General features: G+C 48.4%; 12 protein-coding genes and 1 pseudogene. 12 read left to right on the top strand and 1 reads right to left on the bottom strand.

Annotated features, from left to right (window positions below):
• Nucleotides 1–25 precede the first annotated feature (25 nt).
• The 12 genes and pseudogenes from C487_RS19350 (at nucleotide 26) to C487_RS05800 (ending at nucleotide 14,940) form a co-directional block, all read left to right on the top strand.
• On the top strand, nucleotides 26–850 hold the full coding sequence (locus C487_RS19350; protein ID WP_006184769.1) for a glycosyltransferase: 825 nt from the start codon (nucleotides 26–28) through the stop codon (nucleotides 848–850).
• A 602-nt stretch (nucleotides 851–1,452) separates the two neighbouring features.
• Entirely contained in the window at nucleotides 1,453–2,364 is a 912-nt protein-coding gene (locus tag C487_RS19345; protein WP_006184768.1) for an alkaline phosphatase family protein, read from the top strand.
• A gap of 180 nt (nucleotides 2,365–2,544) precedes the next feature.
• The gene (locus C487_RS20160) at nucleotides 2,545–3,729 is read left to right on the top strand and encodes an O-antigen ligase family protein (RefSeq protein WP_152422475.1); all 1,185 of its coding nucleotides are present in this window, start codon (nucleotides 2,545–2,547) and stop codon (nucleotides 3,727–3,729) included.
• A 563-nt stretch (nucleotides 3,730–4,292) separates the two neighbouring features.
• Nucleotides 4,293–5,174: an asparagine synthase-related protein gene (locus C487_RS20785; RefSeq protein WP_152422480.1), complete on the top strand. Its 882-nt coding sequence runs from the start codon at nucleotides 4,293–4,295 to the stop codon at nucleotides 5,172–5,174.
• On the top strand, nucleotides 5,171–6,103 hold the full coding sequence (locus C487_RS05825; RefSeq protein WP_006184767.1) for an asparagine synthase-related protein: 933 nt from the start codon (nucleotides 5,171–5,173) through the stop codon (nucleotides 6,101–6,103). The genes C487_RS20785 and C487_RS05825 overlap by 4 nt, the downstream gene beginning before the upstream one ends.
• Nucleotides 6,104–6,647: 544 nt before the next feature.
• The gene (locus tag C487_RS05820; RefSeq protein WP_006184766.1) at nucleotides 6,648–7,403 is read left to right on the top strand and encodes a glycosyltransferase family 4 protein; all 756 of its coding nucleotides are present in this window, start codon (nucleotides 6,648–6,650) and stop codon (nucleotides 7,401–7,403) included.
• 117 nt (nucleotides 7,404–7,520) lie between these two features.
• Nucleotides 7,521–8,753: an asparagine synthase-related protein gene (locus C487_RS20150; RefSeq protein WP_152422474.1), complete on the top strand. Its 1,233-nt coding sequence runs from the start codon at nucleotides 7,521–7,523 to the stop codon at nucleotides 8,751–8,753.
• Nucleotides 8,754–8,954: 201 nt separating this feature from the next.
• A pseudogene (locus tag C487_RS05815) lies at nucleotides 8,955–9,684 on the top strand (ABC transporter ATP-binding protein); the annotation flags it as partial.
• Between the two features lie 72 nt (nucleotides 9,685–9,756).
• Entirely contained in the window at nucleotides 9,757–11,013 is a 1,257-nt protein-coding gene (locus C487_RS05810) for a UDP-N-acetylglucosamine 1-carboxyvinyltransferase (protein ID WP_006184765.1), read from the top strand.
• A 1-nt stretch (nucleotide 11,014) separates the two neighbouring features.
• Nucleotides 11,015–11,911 (top strand): UDP-N-acetylmuramate dehydrogenase, encoded by an 897-nt coding sequence (gene murB, locus C487_RS05805; RefSeq protein ID WP_049907966.1) that lies wholly within the window; start codon nucleotides 11,015–11,017, stop codon nucleotides 11,909–11,911.
• 11 nt (nucleotides 11,912–11,922) lie between these two features.
• Complete coding sequence (locus C487_RS19340) at nucleotides 11,923–12,936, top strand: glycosyltransferase family A protein (RefSeq protein ID WP_083864517.1); 1,014 nt, start codon at nucleotides 11,923–11,925, stop codon at nucleotides 12,934–12,936.
• 198 nt (nucleotides 12,937–13,134) lie between these two features.
• Nucleotides 13,135–14,940, top strand: a complete 1,806-nt coding sequence (locus tag C487_RS05800) for an ABC transporter ATP-binding protein (protein ID WP_006184762.1) — start codon at nucleotides 13,135–13,137, stop codon at nucleotides 14,938–14,940.
• A 118-nt stretch (nucleotides 14,941–15,058) separates the two neighbouring features.
• On the opposite strand, the gene C487_RS05795 is transcribed toward C487_RS05800, so the two are convergent.
• Nucleotides 15,059–15,604: a glycosyltransferase gene (locus C487_RS05795; RefSeq protein ID WP_161605708.1), complete on the bottom strand. Its 546-nt coding sequence runs from the start codon at nucleotides 15,602–15,604 to the stop codon at nucleotides 15,059–15,061.
• Between the last annotated feature and the right edge of the window lie 152 nt (nucleotides 15,605–15,756).

The following is a 15,756-nucleotide window of genomic DNA, read 5'->3' as shown; positions in this document are numbered from 1 at the left end:
AGACCTTTGATCAGGTGATGTCCAGATGACGCTACCAGCATTCTCAGTATTGATTAGTGTCTATGAGAAGGACAATCCCGAACATTTCAAATTGGCACTCCAGAGCGTGATTGATCAAACTGTGTCACCTGGCGAAATCCTTCTCATAGGTGATGGTCCGCTAACCGATTCCCTTCACTCTGTTATTGATGATTTTCGATCTGAGTTTCCAGATATCGTTCGTATAGTTCAGCTCGAAACCAACCAGGGGCTTGGTACTGCGCTTCAGACTGGTGTCGAAGAATGTACTCACAAGATCGTTGCACGAATGGACGCGGATGACGTAGCTGTCAATGATCGATTTGAGCGCCAACTCAAATATCTCTCGTCGAATCCGGACGTAGACGTTGTTGGAGGATCTATTGGAGAGTTCAGAGACGATCCCGAAGATATCGTTCAAGTTCGTGAAGTTCCGATTGAGGCTGATGAAGTCGAGTCGTTTGCTCGCTTCCGGTGTCCGACAAACCATCCAACAGTAATGTTCCGGCGAGATTCGGTTCTTGAAGCTGGTAATTATCGATCACTGAGGACACAGCAGGATTACGAATTGTGGATGCGAATGCTTTCACAAGGATATACGATTGAGAATCTACCAGAGGTGTTAGTACGGTGTCGGGCTGGTGAGGAATTATATGATCGGCGTGGAGGACTGGAATATGCCCAACTCGAATATTCATTGCAACGAGAATTCCTTCAGCTCGGGGCAATCACGTGGTTTGAATTCGTTCGGAATATTCTTCTTCGGATCCCGATACGATTAGTTCCAAATAGAGTTCGAAGTGTGGTTTATAAAATTCTCCTTCGAAAGTGAAAATACAATCGTATATAGCAGAGTCCTAGTTAATGACCGACATTACGCGCGGTCATTTGACGGCGTTGATGCCGATGCAAGGCTCGATGCTGCTCTCTCTTCGTCGTCGGGAGATGGGGGATGTTATCCTTCCCGAAAATAGTGCATACGCTTTTGTGTGAAACATTATTGATACGATGCTGCCCTGCGATTCTGTGGCGAGTGCAATAGATCGTGAACTTGCATCTCAGTGGCTCTGGCGGACAGGTATTGACTTGATCCGACGATGGGAAGATATATCAACAATCTCCGTCACAAGAGCGTAGTGTGTATTCAGGGACTCGAACCGGGGGAGACTCGATCGATGAGTGAGTCGTAATGATTGGGACAGGAAAGCAAGGATTTGGTGATGGCCTACCTGTTGACTTGGTCATGACGGACATCAGGTTGCCACTACCGGCTTACGCCGGGTTTAAATACTCAAAATACGACGGTTTGGGCATAAGAACTTCCATAGGAACCGATGACACTCCAACAGAATTCACGACGAACTCAGGAGTCGGCACACGCTAACATAAACAGTTCAACGAAAGTAGTACACTACGAGATTAAATACCACCGCTATGTATTCACTGGCAGACATATATAATGGATTACGAGATCCGAAGAAAGTTGCCCGAGAACTCAATAGGAAAAAGTACAATATACAAAATGGGAGGTCCTTTAATAAGAAGGGGATAGATATCTTCGAAGAAGATTGGGATAATCTGATCATCTTAGATGCGTGCCGATATGATATATTCGAAAAAATAGCGGATCTCCCTGGTTCTCTTGATTATCGGATTTCCCGTGGATCGGCAACCTACGAATTTATTCCGGCTAATTTCAATGGAAGAGAATTGAATGATACCGTTTACGTGACGACAAACAGCTGGTATACTACAACACGAGATGGCCTCAACTCGAACGTATTTAAATTAATTGACCTTCAATATGGCCTCAACGACGCCTCCGCCCTCGATCCGTATTTCGAGACTGTGAAACCGGAATTCGTCACGGAAAAGGCTCAAGAAGCAAATGAGAAGTATCCGAACAAACGGTTGATAGTCCACTATCTACAGCCTCATCATCCGTTTATTGGTTCATTCGGACGGGAGAAGTTTAGACATAAATCCTCCTCGTTAGGTGAGGTTCTCAAACAAACCGAAGATTGGACAAGGGAGGACGTCCTCCGAGCATATAAAGAGAATATGGATATCGTACTCGAAGAAGTCAAGGAACTACTCTCTGATCTCCAAGGAAAAACAGTAATCACCGCCGATCATGGTGAAATGATCGGTGAACGTCACATGATACTCCCCCTTCGAGACTATGGCCATCCCAGCGGAATATACTATCCTTCTCTTGTGAAAGTCCCCTGGAATGTTTATCAAAATAATAAGAGAAAAGAGATCCAAGCTGATCCAAGTGAGCGTGATGAATACGTTGATCAAGAGAAAATCGAAAAACAACTTGCAAAGTTAGGCTATCGATAGCATACATACTAGCACGATGGTCTGCTCACTTCAGAATTAAAATAATACAATGCGACTAAGAACTAAAATAGAACAATGACTAGATCTTGGGAACAATTCGTATGGAATGGGATTGTGTACATTCTTTTTGCTTGCCTCTTTTTATCGACGTATTCCTCCCCTGCTCGGGGTTATAATCCAGTGGACCAAGTGTACTCTAAGTATTCATATTTCATTCTATTATTTATATTTTTATTCCTATTATTATTATCTTTCTCATCCCAGTTTGGGAAAATACCGGATACTTCCGTGACAGTCGGTGTGATTTTGTTTATAATCTTTGGGGGACTGATTATTTTATCATCTATCAATAGACCTTCCTCTCTTCGCTGGGTGCTTAGTCCCGTTGGTTGGACATTACTTTGGTTCCTAGTGATAGTAACAGGAATTAATTTTATTGATATGTCACCCAAATTCTATACATCTATTCTCCGTTGGTTTGTCATCCGATATGCTTTCATTTCTCTTGTCGTTGCACTCCTTGCGGCAGTCATTACGGAAGTCTCCATTGGTCCAATAAAAATTATCCAGTATCCCGATTACCCCCGTTTGGCTGGGTGGTACGTGAATCCGAACGGCCTCGCACCTGTACTAGTAACAGGTGTTCTCTGTACGATCTCCGCAGGGATTAACGAGCTAAACAAACGAGGCAAGGTATTGTATTATTCTCTTGCTATATTGTTCGGGTTAGGGGTAGTCCTAACTGGTAGTAGAGGGCCAGTTGGTGCTTTGATTATCTCTCTTTTTATATACGGGATGGTTTCATTCCGATCTAAATCCAAAAAACTCAAACTTCATCACTATATGATTGGTGCTTGTGTCCTTTTTGGGGGAGCACTGACTCTTGTATTCCTGCTTACCTGGATCGATCTCTTCCAGCGCAGTGACCCGTTTTCTCGGTTTGAGATTTGGCAGGGTACAACTTCTATTATCAGAACTGCTTCTACTCCAGAATTACTATTCGGACATGGTCATCGATATTTTATTGAAGTGACTGGTTCGTCACCTCACAGTGACTATATTCGTTTCCTTGTTAACTATGGTTTATTGTCAATTATTACATTAGCTTCGATAGCTGCCGTAACTATCCGGTCTATATTGCGATATCTAAGACATGAACACACAAGAAGAGGATTTGACATTGGATTGTTTAGCTCTTTATTAGTATATATCTCTATATACATGATATACGGCCAGGCGACTTTCCAAGTGAAATTTTCATCATTTATATTTGTTGCAGCTATTGCCCCATTACTGGCGTACGGGAACCCAATCATTAAATTGCAACACTTCTCAAAGAATAATTCAGCTAGTTCTGTCGAATAGAGATACAGTGCCGGAAGTCAGGCGGCTTGCGGACAGCAGGAATCTAATGCCGGGCAATTCCTGCTATTTTAATGTATGATATATTCGATGTCACCGATCTTCGACGTGATTAGTAACGATGAAGAGAATTTTCAATTTCCACAGTTATCTGAGGATTCTAAATGAATATCAGTCGAAATACTCTCATCCTTTTGTGATTGCTGGGCTGTCGATGGTTTTCGGCGGACCACATATCTCGCGGATGAGCGACGGCCGACACTACAAGTTCGACATGACGGTTGATGCCGAAGCGATGCAATTGGGGCCGTCTTGGTTTATACAGGCGATGAATCAACGTCAGGGGACCACACGGTCACAACAAGCAGTGACGACGCACATTTGCGATCAATCACAACTAACCACCATGGGTCGGTGTAGACATTGTTGTGCGGGAAATCGCTTTGGGCGTTACAGACAACAGGTCGGACAACGATACAAGCGCCCTCAACTGACCAATTCGGCGTGTTATAGAGCAACTGTTGACCAGTATCTTGATAACCTAGGAAAGACCGAATCCGGTAGTAATGACACAACTTCTCATCTCCAACCCAGGGGCCGTACATCTCGAGACAGGCGAACGCGACATCGTACTCTCTGGATCCCGCCCTAAAGTCGCAATTAACCAAATCACTAGAGATGGTGGTTTTGACTCAATTGTAGACGACTTATCGTCCCTCCCCGGAGAATACAGTCTAATTACCGTTGAACGCCAGTCCGACACAGTTGTCCGTGCATATCGTGGTATCTCATCCTCGTTTGATATTTACTATTCGTGCACCCCTGACGATACGGTCGTGGTTGGCGACCACTTCCGAGATGTGCTCTCAACCATTCCTATTGACGAACGGACGGTATCTGATTCAGTTGCTGGCGACCAAATCCTCTTTGGAACTCGTCCAAGCGGGTCCTACGTCAATGAAATCAATAGGCTCGGACACGGAGAGCGGCTCAATTGGCTGGTAGGTGAGCAGCCCGAGGTGACGCAGATCCAGCAACTATCCCAACCTGAGTCGCTGACGAGGTCCATAGCACAGCAGCGCCTCGATACATCTCTGAAAACGGTGATTCAAGATGACAACCGCCGTAAGTCAACCGCCACTATGCTATCCGGTGGTGTTGATTCCACCCTCCTTCATACGTATGCCAATACTACAAACTCGGTTTCGGGGGCAATAAATTCCCCAAAATATAACTCTGAAATCGAGTATGCTCACCAAGCAAGTGACCTACTGAACTCGAACCATGACCTGCTGGAATTCGACGAATCAGAGTTCGTCAAGCTGGTCGAAACTGCGACTGAGGCAACCGGCCATCCGCTCCTTCATTTACAAACAACGCATGTGTTTACCCCCATAGAGTTCCTGGCTGAGCCACTGAGACGGCTGAAAACAGCACCCTCTATTTGATTTATATATCTCTCNCGGCGGTCGAATTTTACGGATTTCTAATTGAATTCCCCGATTTTGAACCTACTGTCCTCCTGCGATTTCTGGGGGTAAACACATACCAAACAACATTATTAGAGCGGGTCTTCGCCAAAACGCCCTACGAGGCATACTATAATGGGGAGTTTGCAGATGGAATATTCGGAAAAGCCAATCTACATCACTACCAGATTGCGTCTTGGGCCAGCCCATTCCTTGACTACCTCCCCACGTTTCACCCAAAGATCGGGACGCTCACCAAAATGAAGGAGGAGATTGATCGGCCTGCAATCGATCCCGATGGATTCGGAATGAATGCATCCATCCACGCGGATGCTGATCTTGTTGAATCTATTCTCGGCCAGGAGACAGTCGTTCAGCGAAAACAGCGGCGGTTACAATATACGAAGTCGCGTGTAGACATCAACGAGCGTCGCGCACTTGAAGCACATCTTCACTTAGCTCATTTCATTTCGTTCTTCCAAGAAAATACTGCATCACTATGGCGGCACGCAGCTCATGCTCACGGCAAGGAACTGTTGACTCCTTATGCGGGTGTCGAATCTGTGAAGACTGCGCTGGCCCTGGATCCGTCTCGTCGATACATCTATCGCGGGGAAAGCAAATATCTTCTCAAGCAGCTGCTTCAGGATAGATTACCAGAGTATGAGTCGTCGAAGCAGAAGTTGGGGAGTGGGGTGAATGTCGCACGGTATCTTGAGGAAGGGCCGCTGTCGACCGTTTTCAACGACTACGATGTTCCCCAATTTGTCCCGAGCAATCATAGAGACCGGGTTCGGAATTCAAAGGACCATGTAGCCTGGTATGCGTTCGCCTTTGCCGTGTGGAAAGATCGTGTCTTCGATGCTCCGCTTGAGGTGTTCGACACAACTCGAATAATCGAGCGATAATGACCAATCATTAAGCAATTTTAAACATGATAAACTATGGGCGAGGCACTTGCTTGAGGATATGCCACGGTCGTAATCATCATTAACAGCTTCGTCTTATCCGGAGATACAGCAATCTCTTCGAGCACCTCAATCTGGACAGAAACCATTATTTATCCCAGGCAGATATTCTTAACAGGTTCGGATGGACATCTACTATTTATCAAACTCAGAGATACCCTCTCAAACTGCTAACAGCGTCCATGTAATGGAAATGTGCGAATCGCTCGCACATAAAAGTCATCGAATAAGATTGTTCGGGAGTTATGGCAGCCAAGATGTCAAAGATATTTACAACTTCTATGGAGTGGATGATTGTTTCGAATTAACCCGGTGTGAACGGCCATCGCTCGGGCGAGTGGGCAACTTAGGTTATGCGTATCGAGTTGCGAAGAAAGTCCGGAATGCGCCGACTCCAGACTTATTATACTCTCGTTATATTTATCCACTCGCTCTGCTACGAAATGAGTGTGCCTCGCTTATATACGAGGCCCATCAGCCGCCGATGCACAGGTTCGGACGAGCCACCGAGAAGTGGGTGTTCCAGAGCGAGGCCTTTGACTCCGTGGTCGTCATCTCGAATGCGCTCCGAGAGAAGTACAAAGAGGTCTTTCCGTTCCTCTCCGACGACGACATCATCGTTGCACACGACGCCGCTGGCGTCCCCGAACAATCGGACGAAACGGTTGTGGGAATTCCTATTCGGGACGACCGACTACAAGTGGGATACGTCGGTAGTCTATACGAAGGAAAGGGAATGGAAGTCATCATCCCACTCGCAGAACGAATTCCCGACGCGGATTTCCACGTTGTCGGCGGGGATGAGGAACGCGTCCGAAAGTGGGAAAATCAAACCGATGCGACGAACCTTCACTTCCACGGATTTGTCCCACACGGCGAACTCGGCGACTACTATGCCGACCTAGACGTGCTACTCGCGCCGTACCAGAGGACGGTACGACCGTCAAGCGGAAGTGGCGATCTCTCTCAGTGGATGTCCCCACTTAAACTGTTCGAGTATATGAGTGTAGGGAAAGCTATCGTCTCCTCGGATCTGCCTGTACTCCGTGAGGTCCTTGACCATGAAAAAAACGCCCTTCTAGTGCAACCAGACTCAATCGGCGAGTGGGTTCGGGCAATCGAGACTCTTCAATCAGATGAGAAACGTGAGACGCTTGGTCAGAATGCACGCACCGATTACGAAAGCCAATACACTTGGAATGCCCGAGTAGAACGTATTCTCGATGGAGCAAACGTCTGAAGGAAAAGTAGTTGTAATGTTCTGGATGAACTCTCTAATAACGTATTTAGAATGGATTTGGCGGTGGTGTAGTGATTTCCATAAGAAAGTGGCAGGACAAAATTGATTAATAAATAGATGGTCAATCTGATTGACAATCTTTTGTACTACGGTTACAATCCAGGGTGTCTAGATGCCGAGCTACCACCGGTAGTTAGAGAATCGGTATCTTCTGAAACGATTAACCTAGAAAGAGCTGAATTAATAGAGGAAGGGGTTGATGCGTTCAGAGCTGCGATTGACGCCGAATTAAAACAGGTGGACCAAAATGTATCTCATGTTGTTCCACTGAGTTCAGGCTTAGATTCTAGAGCAATCTTAGCCGCATTATTGGAACATCCAGGAATCGAAAAGGAGAAAATAAGAACAGTAAGCTTTGGGACTCCTGGGACATGGGACTATGAGATCAGTCAAGAGATCGCCGAAGCAGTTGGTATAAAGAACACAACACTGAATCTTGATGCGGTGTCCTTTGATTGGTCAGAATCGTCTATCCGTTCTTACGCGAGATCGCTAGATTGTCCTACACGTATATTTGAGGGATATGTGAATTCAAAAATCAACGAGTTATTTGAAGATGAATACGTCCTCTGGAGTGGTTTTTTTGGTGATCCATCTGCAGGCGGTCATCAACCGGACAATCCTTCTAAGAAATGGGAAAATGCACGCGTTCATTTTTCAGATTTTAATGCATATGCACCGTCTCTTGTAGATTCTTCATTTGACCCTATTGAAGTACTTCCAGATGAACCATATTTAGATTCTAACAAACTCAGCTATGAAGAACAATTGGACTTTGCACACCGGCAACAATGCTTTATTCGTCCATTAGTCATCCAAAATAATCATAGATACTTGACCCCGTTCATGCAAGAGGAATGGTTAAATTACATACTAAATGTCCCAACCCAACAACGACAGAATCGGTCAATTTTCATTGATATAATGATACAACAATATCCAGATTTATTTTCCCACCCTACAGACTCAAAGAATGGTCTTCCACCAAATGCAGGTCAATACCGGGTGTTAGCAGAACGGATAAAAATATCTATCATACGGAAGATCTCGGGACTCACGGGACAGAACCCCGTTCATCCAGGGACTAATTATTTGGATTTTCCATCTAAACTGAGACAAGAGTGCGAACTGCGTACTACAGTTCAATCACTAGTAGGTAACTTCGAAGATAGAACTGAATACGGTGTAAGTACCATCTGGAAAGATCATCAGCGGGGGGAAAATAACGCAGCTGAACTTAGGGCAATTGCTTCTGCAGAGCTATATTTGAGTGAGAGAAGTTCGCTATAACTATATCTATAACATCGGTGAGAATCCCACTATACACTTGCGAGTCACATCCCGGAACTGGCCATACCAGCTCCGGGAGCGAAGCTATTGACTGTCGTCGCGATCACCATTCTCGGCGGGCTTACGGTCCTTCTATGTCACGTGGTCGAACCTGACTACGAAGTCGGGGACGTCGTCGCCGACGCGAATGAACGTCGACACGAATCGGTGGAATACGTCGAGTTCGACGACGTGTGGTTCTCCTATGACGACGAGGAGCAGGTATATCGAGGGTTCGACTTCGAGGTTGAGAAGGGCGAGTTCGTCGCGTTCGTCGGCCAGTCCGGTGCCGGGAAGTCGACGGTCGTCTCCCTGCTCGCTCGACTGTACGAACTGGAACGCGGGGAAATCCGGGCAAACGACGCGCCGATCATGGAGATGGATGTCCACGAATGGAGCGAGCACGTCTCCGTAGTTCGACAGAACCCCTTCATCTTCAACAACACATTGCGGTACAACTAAACGATCGGTATGCGGGACATCACTGACGCCGAACTCAATCGAGTCTGTGAGATCGTGAAGGTCGATGATTTCTTCGACGACCTACCCAACGGATACGACACGCAACTCGGTGACGATGGCGTGAGACTGTCGGGCGGTCAGAAACAACGAGTGCTTTGGCTCGTGCGCTACTGGAAGATGCCGATCTGCTGGTCTTGGACGAAGCGACGAGCGATCTCGATTCGCAACTCGAACACGAGGTCCAGGAGGCGATCGAGGCGATGGATCGCGACTACGCAATGATTGCGATTGCGCACCGACTATCGACGATCGAGAACGCCGACCGTATTTACGCTGTTGACGATGGTGAAATCATTGAAGCCGGCCCCACCAGGAATTGGTTAACAAGGATGGCCAGTATGCCGATTTGTATGCCATCCAATCACAGTGAGATAAAAACACCTATATGTCATGATCTGCGAGTCCACACAGAGAAGAACCTAGCGTTTGGAACGAAATGATCATGAAATATACCATTGAACCATCTATCCTCAACGGCGAGGTCGACGTTAGTGGTGCAAAAAACAGTTATCTACGGTTGCTTGCCGCGTCCTTGCTGACGGATTCGAAGCTTACCCTCCACAACTCCCCGACGTCAATATTAGACGGGAAAATCCATCTCCAAATGTTGGAAGAGTTGGGGAAAGATACACAGATCGTTGACAGTGATACTGTCGTCGTTGACGAAGCTGCCGGGATCAAGTCTGAACTGATCTGGGAAGAACGGAGTATTCGAAATACGCTACTCATTCTGGGTGCGCTCACGACCAGAACTGGAAAAGGGAGTGTTCCACTGCCTGGTGGTTGTTCGATTGGGGAAGGACGCCCATACGATTTGCATGTGTACTTGCTGGAACAATTGGGTGCAGAGGTCAGGGAAACTGATACCCAACTTATTGCTGAAGCACCGGATGGCTTGGTTGGAAACGATATTCACCTGCGAATCCGATCTACGGGAGCAACCGAGAACTCTATCCTGTGCGGGACACTCGCGGAAGGGAAAACGACCGTCTGGAATCCACACATTCGCCCTGAAATCATGGATCTCATCTCGATGCTTCGAAAAATGGGGGCTAAGATCAAGGTGTTCGGCCAGGAGCGGATCGAAATCGAAGGTGTCGAGAGCCTCGATGGATGTGAACACACCGTCCTTCCTGATAACCTGGAAGCATTGACCTGGCTCGTCGGATCGGCGATCACGAATGGGGATGTTCAAATCAATAACTTCCCGTTCGATAGCCTTCAGGTCCCGCTCATCTTCCTCCGCGAAAGCGGTGCGAAAGTATTCCGGAATGGCGATTCTGCAATCGTTAGAAACAGCACACCGTATCCACTTGAATTGAGTACGGGCCCCTACCCTAGCGTCAATTCTGACATGCAACCGATTCTGTCCGTCTACGGATCGATGGGCGATGGAACGTCGAAAATCGTCGATCTACGATTCCCGGGGCGGTACGAGTATGCAGAAGAACTCGGGAAGATGGGGCTTGACTACGAGGTCGAAGACAACGTCTTGGTGGTCGATGGTCACGAAACGGGCTATTCCGGGACGGACGTCACTGCAACCGATCTGCGAGCTGGGGCAGCGTTGTCGCTTGCGGCGTGTGTCGCTGATGGGAGGACCACGATCACCAATGCGGAAGAGATTGAGCGGGGCTATGACAACTTCGTGGAGAAGTTCTCGTCCCTTGATGGGGGAATCTCCGTCCAAGAAGACTGACATGATCAGCTCCCTCGAAGAATTTAATACGATTGAACAAGAGGTGCCGCTAGCACCATATACGACGTGGAACATCGGGGGGTCTGCAGAGTACTTTTGGGAGCCAACGAAAGACGAGCTCTCGGACGTGTTACGATACTGTGAGCAAAACCACATTCCTGTTCACTTCCTGGGTCGTGGATCGAACGTATTGATCAGCAGCGATGGGGTAGACGGCTTGGCAATTTGCACGCGGTCTTCGCTTCAAGGTATCGAATTGCAGGATGACGTCATCCATGCCGAGGCTGGCGTGTCGATGCCGGTCCTTGCAAATTTCGCTGCCTCATATGAGATCGCTGGGTTCGAACACCTCATTTGCATTCCCGGTTCGATTGGTGCTGGAATCGCTATTAATGCAGGGCTGGCGGCCCATGGCAGGAAGGAAATCGGCGATTCCCTGATTGACGTTACAGTAATGAACCGATCTGGAACTGTATTCAAGGAACGTGCAGAGGATCTAGAATTGGGATTCCGTACGAGTAACATTCCTGATCGGGACCTGTTCGTGCTGTCTGCTCGGTTCGATGGCAGTGCACGTGGCACGGAAGGAGAAATCGCTTCAGAAATGCATACACATCTTCGCAAACGGAAATCCAAACAACCGCTATCAGTTCCCACCGCTGGGAGTACGTTTAAGAACCCGTCTAACGGGAAATCTGCAGGCTGGCTCATTGACCAAGCCGGACTGAAAGGTTATCAGGTTGGTGGTGCGAAGGTAAGTGAGGTTCACGCTAATTGGATCGAAAATACGGGTACTGCTACGTCCGATGACGTTCTGGATGTAATTAATCACGTCAAACGCGTTGTCGACGACGAGTTTGGGATCGAACTGGAAATAGAGATCCGCGTTCTTGAGTAATCGTATTCATTATGGGAGAAATCGTCGAGAATTCTATTGATCGAGAAAAGAAGGATATTGAGGTTGTCACCGTCTGGTATAATCGGGATCAGCACGTAGATCGATCTATCGATAGTTTGCTTCAACAGACTTCATCAAATTTCAGTATATTTGCAGTTGACGACGGATCTGATGACGAGACGTTCGATAAACTTGCCGATAAAGTAGATGATGCTGCTGACGCCGGTGTTCCAATGCGAGTGTGGAAAAAAGAAAACCAAGGATTTACAATTTCTATAAAAAGAGCGATAGAAGAACATAGTGATTCAAAAATCATTGCGTTGCATGGTGCAGGGGATATATCGAAACCATCTCGGTTGGAAAAGCAATATAGGTGTTTGGAAACAAATGCTGGCATTATTGCAGTCGGGTGCGAATGTGATGTAATTGATCATCTCGGGGAAATAATTGCAGAAAGGACAACACCAGAATATCCCGAACGTGATCTACAAGATGGCACAATCCCTCGTCCAGGTACTCATGGTGAGTGTATGTATTACAGGAAACAATATCAGAAATGTGGTGGTTACCGAGAACCGTTTGAGTATGGGCAAGACACTGATTTATGGCTACGATTGTATGAGCTTGGCGACTTCTATTCAATCCAGGACAAGTTGTACCAAAAATTAAAATCAACTGACACCATTCAAGGTGGGAGAGAATATGACAAACGAATCCGGCAAGTTATTTGCTCGGGGGCTGCGATTAAGTCAGCTGAAATCAGGAATTCAAACGGTGATGATCCTATCGGGGAATTAGACGACTTTCATTTCTCCGAACTGTGTTCAATCACGAGAATGGGTGAGATTCCTGAACCGACAATTCGGGGACTGATCCGGGTCTCATTCTACAACTTCATGGAAGGAAATATTCGAAATTCGGTTTCGGCCCTAAATATAATGAGATTAGATGATGTAAACACAGTGTTAAAACAGGTCCCTAAAGTCATTGCAATATCTATATATAAAAAATATTATAAATTGTGACTGCGATATTCATATCCTTTTTCGTGGCCAATCCCGATTCTATAATTATTCATCGACTGGTACGAAGCAAACCGGGAATGGTACGAGCCATTAGTGTGGGAATCGTAAGCGGATTAGTACGGACCGGTCACGACGACAAACGAACGCGTTTATTACCATGCCACCGTTCAGTTCGGATATCGTTGCGGTTGTATCTCTATGAGTACTGACAATACTGAACCGGTCTCCAGACGTGAGAAGATAGACGCCCTCCTGAATGTCGCGTGGTACAATCCCCGATTCACCACGGGAATCGTACTGCTCGGGATTGTCGCGGCAATCTTGGAAGGCGTTGGGCTAGGTTTTATCCTTCCGATTGTCGAACTCGTCCGGTTGAGCGACCCGGCATCGCAGGCGGACGGATTGCTCGGGTTGTTCGTCGTCGCCTATCAGACAGCCGGAATTCCGTTCACGCTGGGGTACGTGGTGCTTGGGGTGTCGCTCGTGATGGTCGCGCGGTACACGGCGAGCTTCGGGGTGACGTGGCTCCGTGAGGCGGTTCGGACCTACTACATCCGAGACCTCCAAGACCGGGCGTTTCGGAACGCGCTCAACGCGAAGGTCTCGTACTTCGACGAGGAGGGATCCGACGACATCCTGAACGCGATCGTGACACAGACGACGTACGCAGGCCGGGTGATTCAGCGAGTGATTCAGCTGCTCCAACAGGGATTCCTCGCGACAGTCTACTTCGTTGTCGCGTTCGTAATGGCGCCCGTGCTCACGATCGCGACTGGTATTATCCTGTGCGGGTTTACGGTCTTTTTCCGGCAAGTAATCGAGTCGGGGTATGACGTCGGAGATCGGGTGGCAGAAGCGAACGAGGAACGCCAGGAAGCTGTTCAGGCCGGGACACAAGGAATCCGAGACGTCCGAATCTTCGGCGTCGCAGACGAGTTGTATCGTGACTTTCGGGACGCGATCGAGAAGTTTACTGTCGAACGCATTACGCTTCGGCGTAACGAAGCAGCAATCAACAACTTCTACAATCTCGTCGTCGCCGTGTCAGTATTCGTGCTCATCTATTTCGCACTGACGTTCGCGGACCTCTCGCTCGGATCGCTTGGTGTGTTCCTGTTCGCGATGTTCCGTCTCGGTCCCCGGGCCAGCAACGTGAACCAATTATTCTATCAGGTCGAAAACGACCTTCCGCATCTGGTCCGAACGATCGCGTTCGTCGAGGATCTCGAGGAACGACAGGAACCTCAGGACGGAGACCTCGATGCGCCGGAGGAGGTCACACACGTGGAGTTCGACGATGTCCACTTCTCGTACGACGGCGACGAGCAGGTGCTTCGCGGAATCGACTTCGAGGTCAAGAAGGGCGAATTCATAGGCTTCGTCGGACAATCCGGTGCAGGAAAGTCGACGATCGTCTCGTTGCTCGCACGGATGTACGAGATCGACGACGGCGAGATCCGCGCGAACGGCGTGCCGATCGACGAGATGGCTCTGGAGGACTGGCGCGATCGGATCTCTGTCGTGAGACAGAACCCGTTCGTGTTCAACGACACGCTCCGGTACAATCTCACGATCGGGAACCGTGGCGTGAGCGACGCCGAACTGGATCGAGTGTGTGAGATCGCAAAGGTAGACGAATTCCTCGGGGAATTACCGAAGGGATATGACACAATGCTTGGTGACGATGGAGTGCGGTTGTCCGGTGGACAGAAACAGCGCGTTGCGCTGGCCCGAGCGCTGTTGGAGGAAGCGGACCTGCTAATCCTCGACGAGGCGACGAGCGACCTCGACTCGAACCTGGAGAAACAAGTCCAACAGGCAGTCGAGGAGATGGATCGCGACTACGCGATCGTGACGATCGCGCATCGGCTGTCGACAGTGAAGAACGCCGATCGGATCTACACAGTCGAAGAAGGGAAGATCACGGAGGCCGGAAAACATCGTGAACTCGTCGAAGAGAACGGGAAGTATGCGGAGCTGTATGGAATTCAGTCGAGCCAGTAGGCGATAACATGTACGCTGTAACCGGACTTCGTTTCGATTGATATGGATACAGTGGATTACGCGGCAGATAGCTGTACTCGTGAAACGAATTCATTGGTCACACCGGTAGAGGACTGATTTACTCTTGGACCTCTATTATATGTTCATACAGATCCAGATACTGTTTACTCATCTCATTTGAATTTAGATTGTCTAGAGCCAGCACCCTTGCGGCTGCATTTTGGGCCGTATACTCTCTCGTGGTGATCCTCTCCATCGCCACCGCCAGCGACCTAGTATCCCTCAACTCAAACTCGATTCCCGCGTCCGCATCGTGCTGGAGAATCTCTTGATGCGGTTGAATGTCGGACAACACGACCGGCAATCCCACGGCGAGTGCTTCCATGACTGTGTTCGGGAACCCCTCAGAGCTCGACGCCAAGACGAAGTAATCGGACGCCCCGAGATACTCGGAGACGTTGTCCACCCAGCCCTCGATCCGGACGCGGTCGTCGTCGGCCGCGAGGGATTCACACTCCGCCTGTAGCGGCCCGTCACCCAACATGAGCAACACGCCGTCCTCGATATCCGTCGCTTGGAACCCCTCGATCACGTCGAGGGGGTTCTTCCGCGGGATCAACGACCCCACCGAAAGGAAGACGATGGCCGACTCGGGAATCTCCAACTCCGACCGCATCCGAACTTTCTCCGCCTCGTCGACCGGCTAAAACCGGATATCTCAGACGTACGTGTTTACCCCGAGGTCTCGACAGCCGGCACAGCGTGAGCCCGTGAGAGCATCTCATTGCTGCTGATGACTCGACGAAGCTCTTCGTA

Source organism: Natrinema pallidum DSM 3751 (assembly GCF_000337615.1).
Taxonomy (GTDB): Archaea; Halobacteriota; Halobacteria; order Halobacteriales; family Natrialbaceae; genus Natrinema; species Natrinema pallidum.
Note: the sequence above shows the minus strand (reverse complement) of the source record. Positions and strands in the feature narration are given on the sequence as shown.

Excerpts from the sequence above, each read along its gene's own strand:
- C487_RS19340 (WP_083864517.1), top strand. The coding sequence starts at position 11,923 with ATGGGAGAAATCGTCGAGAATTCTATTGATCGAGAAAAGAAGGATATT.
- C487_RS05820 (WP_006184766.1), top strand. The coding sequence starts at position 6,648 with ATGCACAGGTTCGGACGAGCCACCGAGAAGTGGGTGTTCCAGAGCGAG.
- C487_RS19345 (WP_006184768.1), top strand. The coding sequence starts at position 1,453 with ATGTATTCACTGGCAGACATATATAATGGATTACGAGATCCGAAGAAA.
- C487_RS19350 (WP_006184769.1), top strand. The coding sequence starts at position 26 with ATGACGCTACCAGCATTCTCAGTATTGATTAGTGTCTATGAGAAGGAC.
- C487_RS05800 (WP_006184762.1), top strand. The coding sequence starts at position 13,135 with ATGAGTACTGACAATACTGAACCGGTCTCCAGACGTGAGAAGATAGAC.
- murB (WP_049907966.1), top strand. The coding sequence starts at position 11,015 with ATGATCAGCTCCCTCGAAGAATTTAATACGATTGAACAAGAGGTGCCG.
- C487_RS20150 (WP_152422474.1), top strand. The coding sequence starts at position 7,521 with ATGGTCAATCTGATTGACAATCTTTTGTACTACGGTTACAATCCAGGG.
- C487_RS20785 (WP_152422480.1), top strand. The coding sequence starts at position 4,293 with ATGACACAACTTCTCATCTCCAACCCAGGGGCCGTACATCTCGAGACA.
- C487_RS05810 (WP_006184765.1), top strand. The coding sequence starts at position 9,757 with ATGAAATATACCATTGAACCATCTATCCTCAACGGCGAGGTCGACGTT.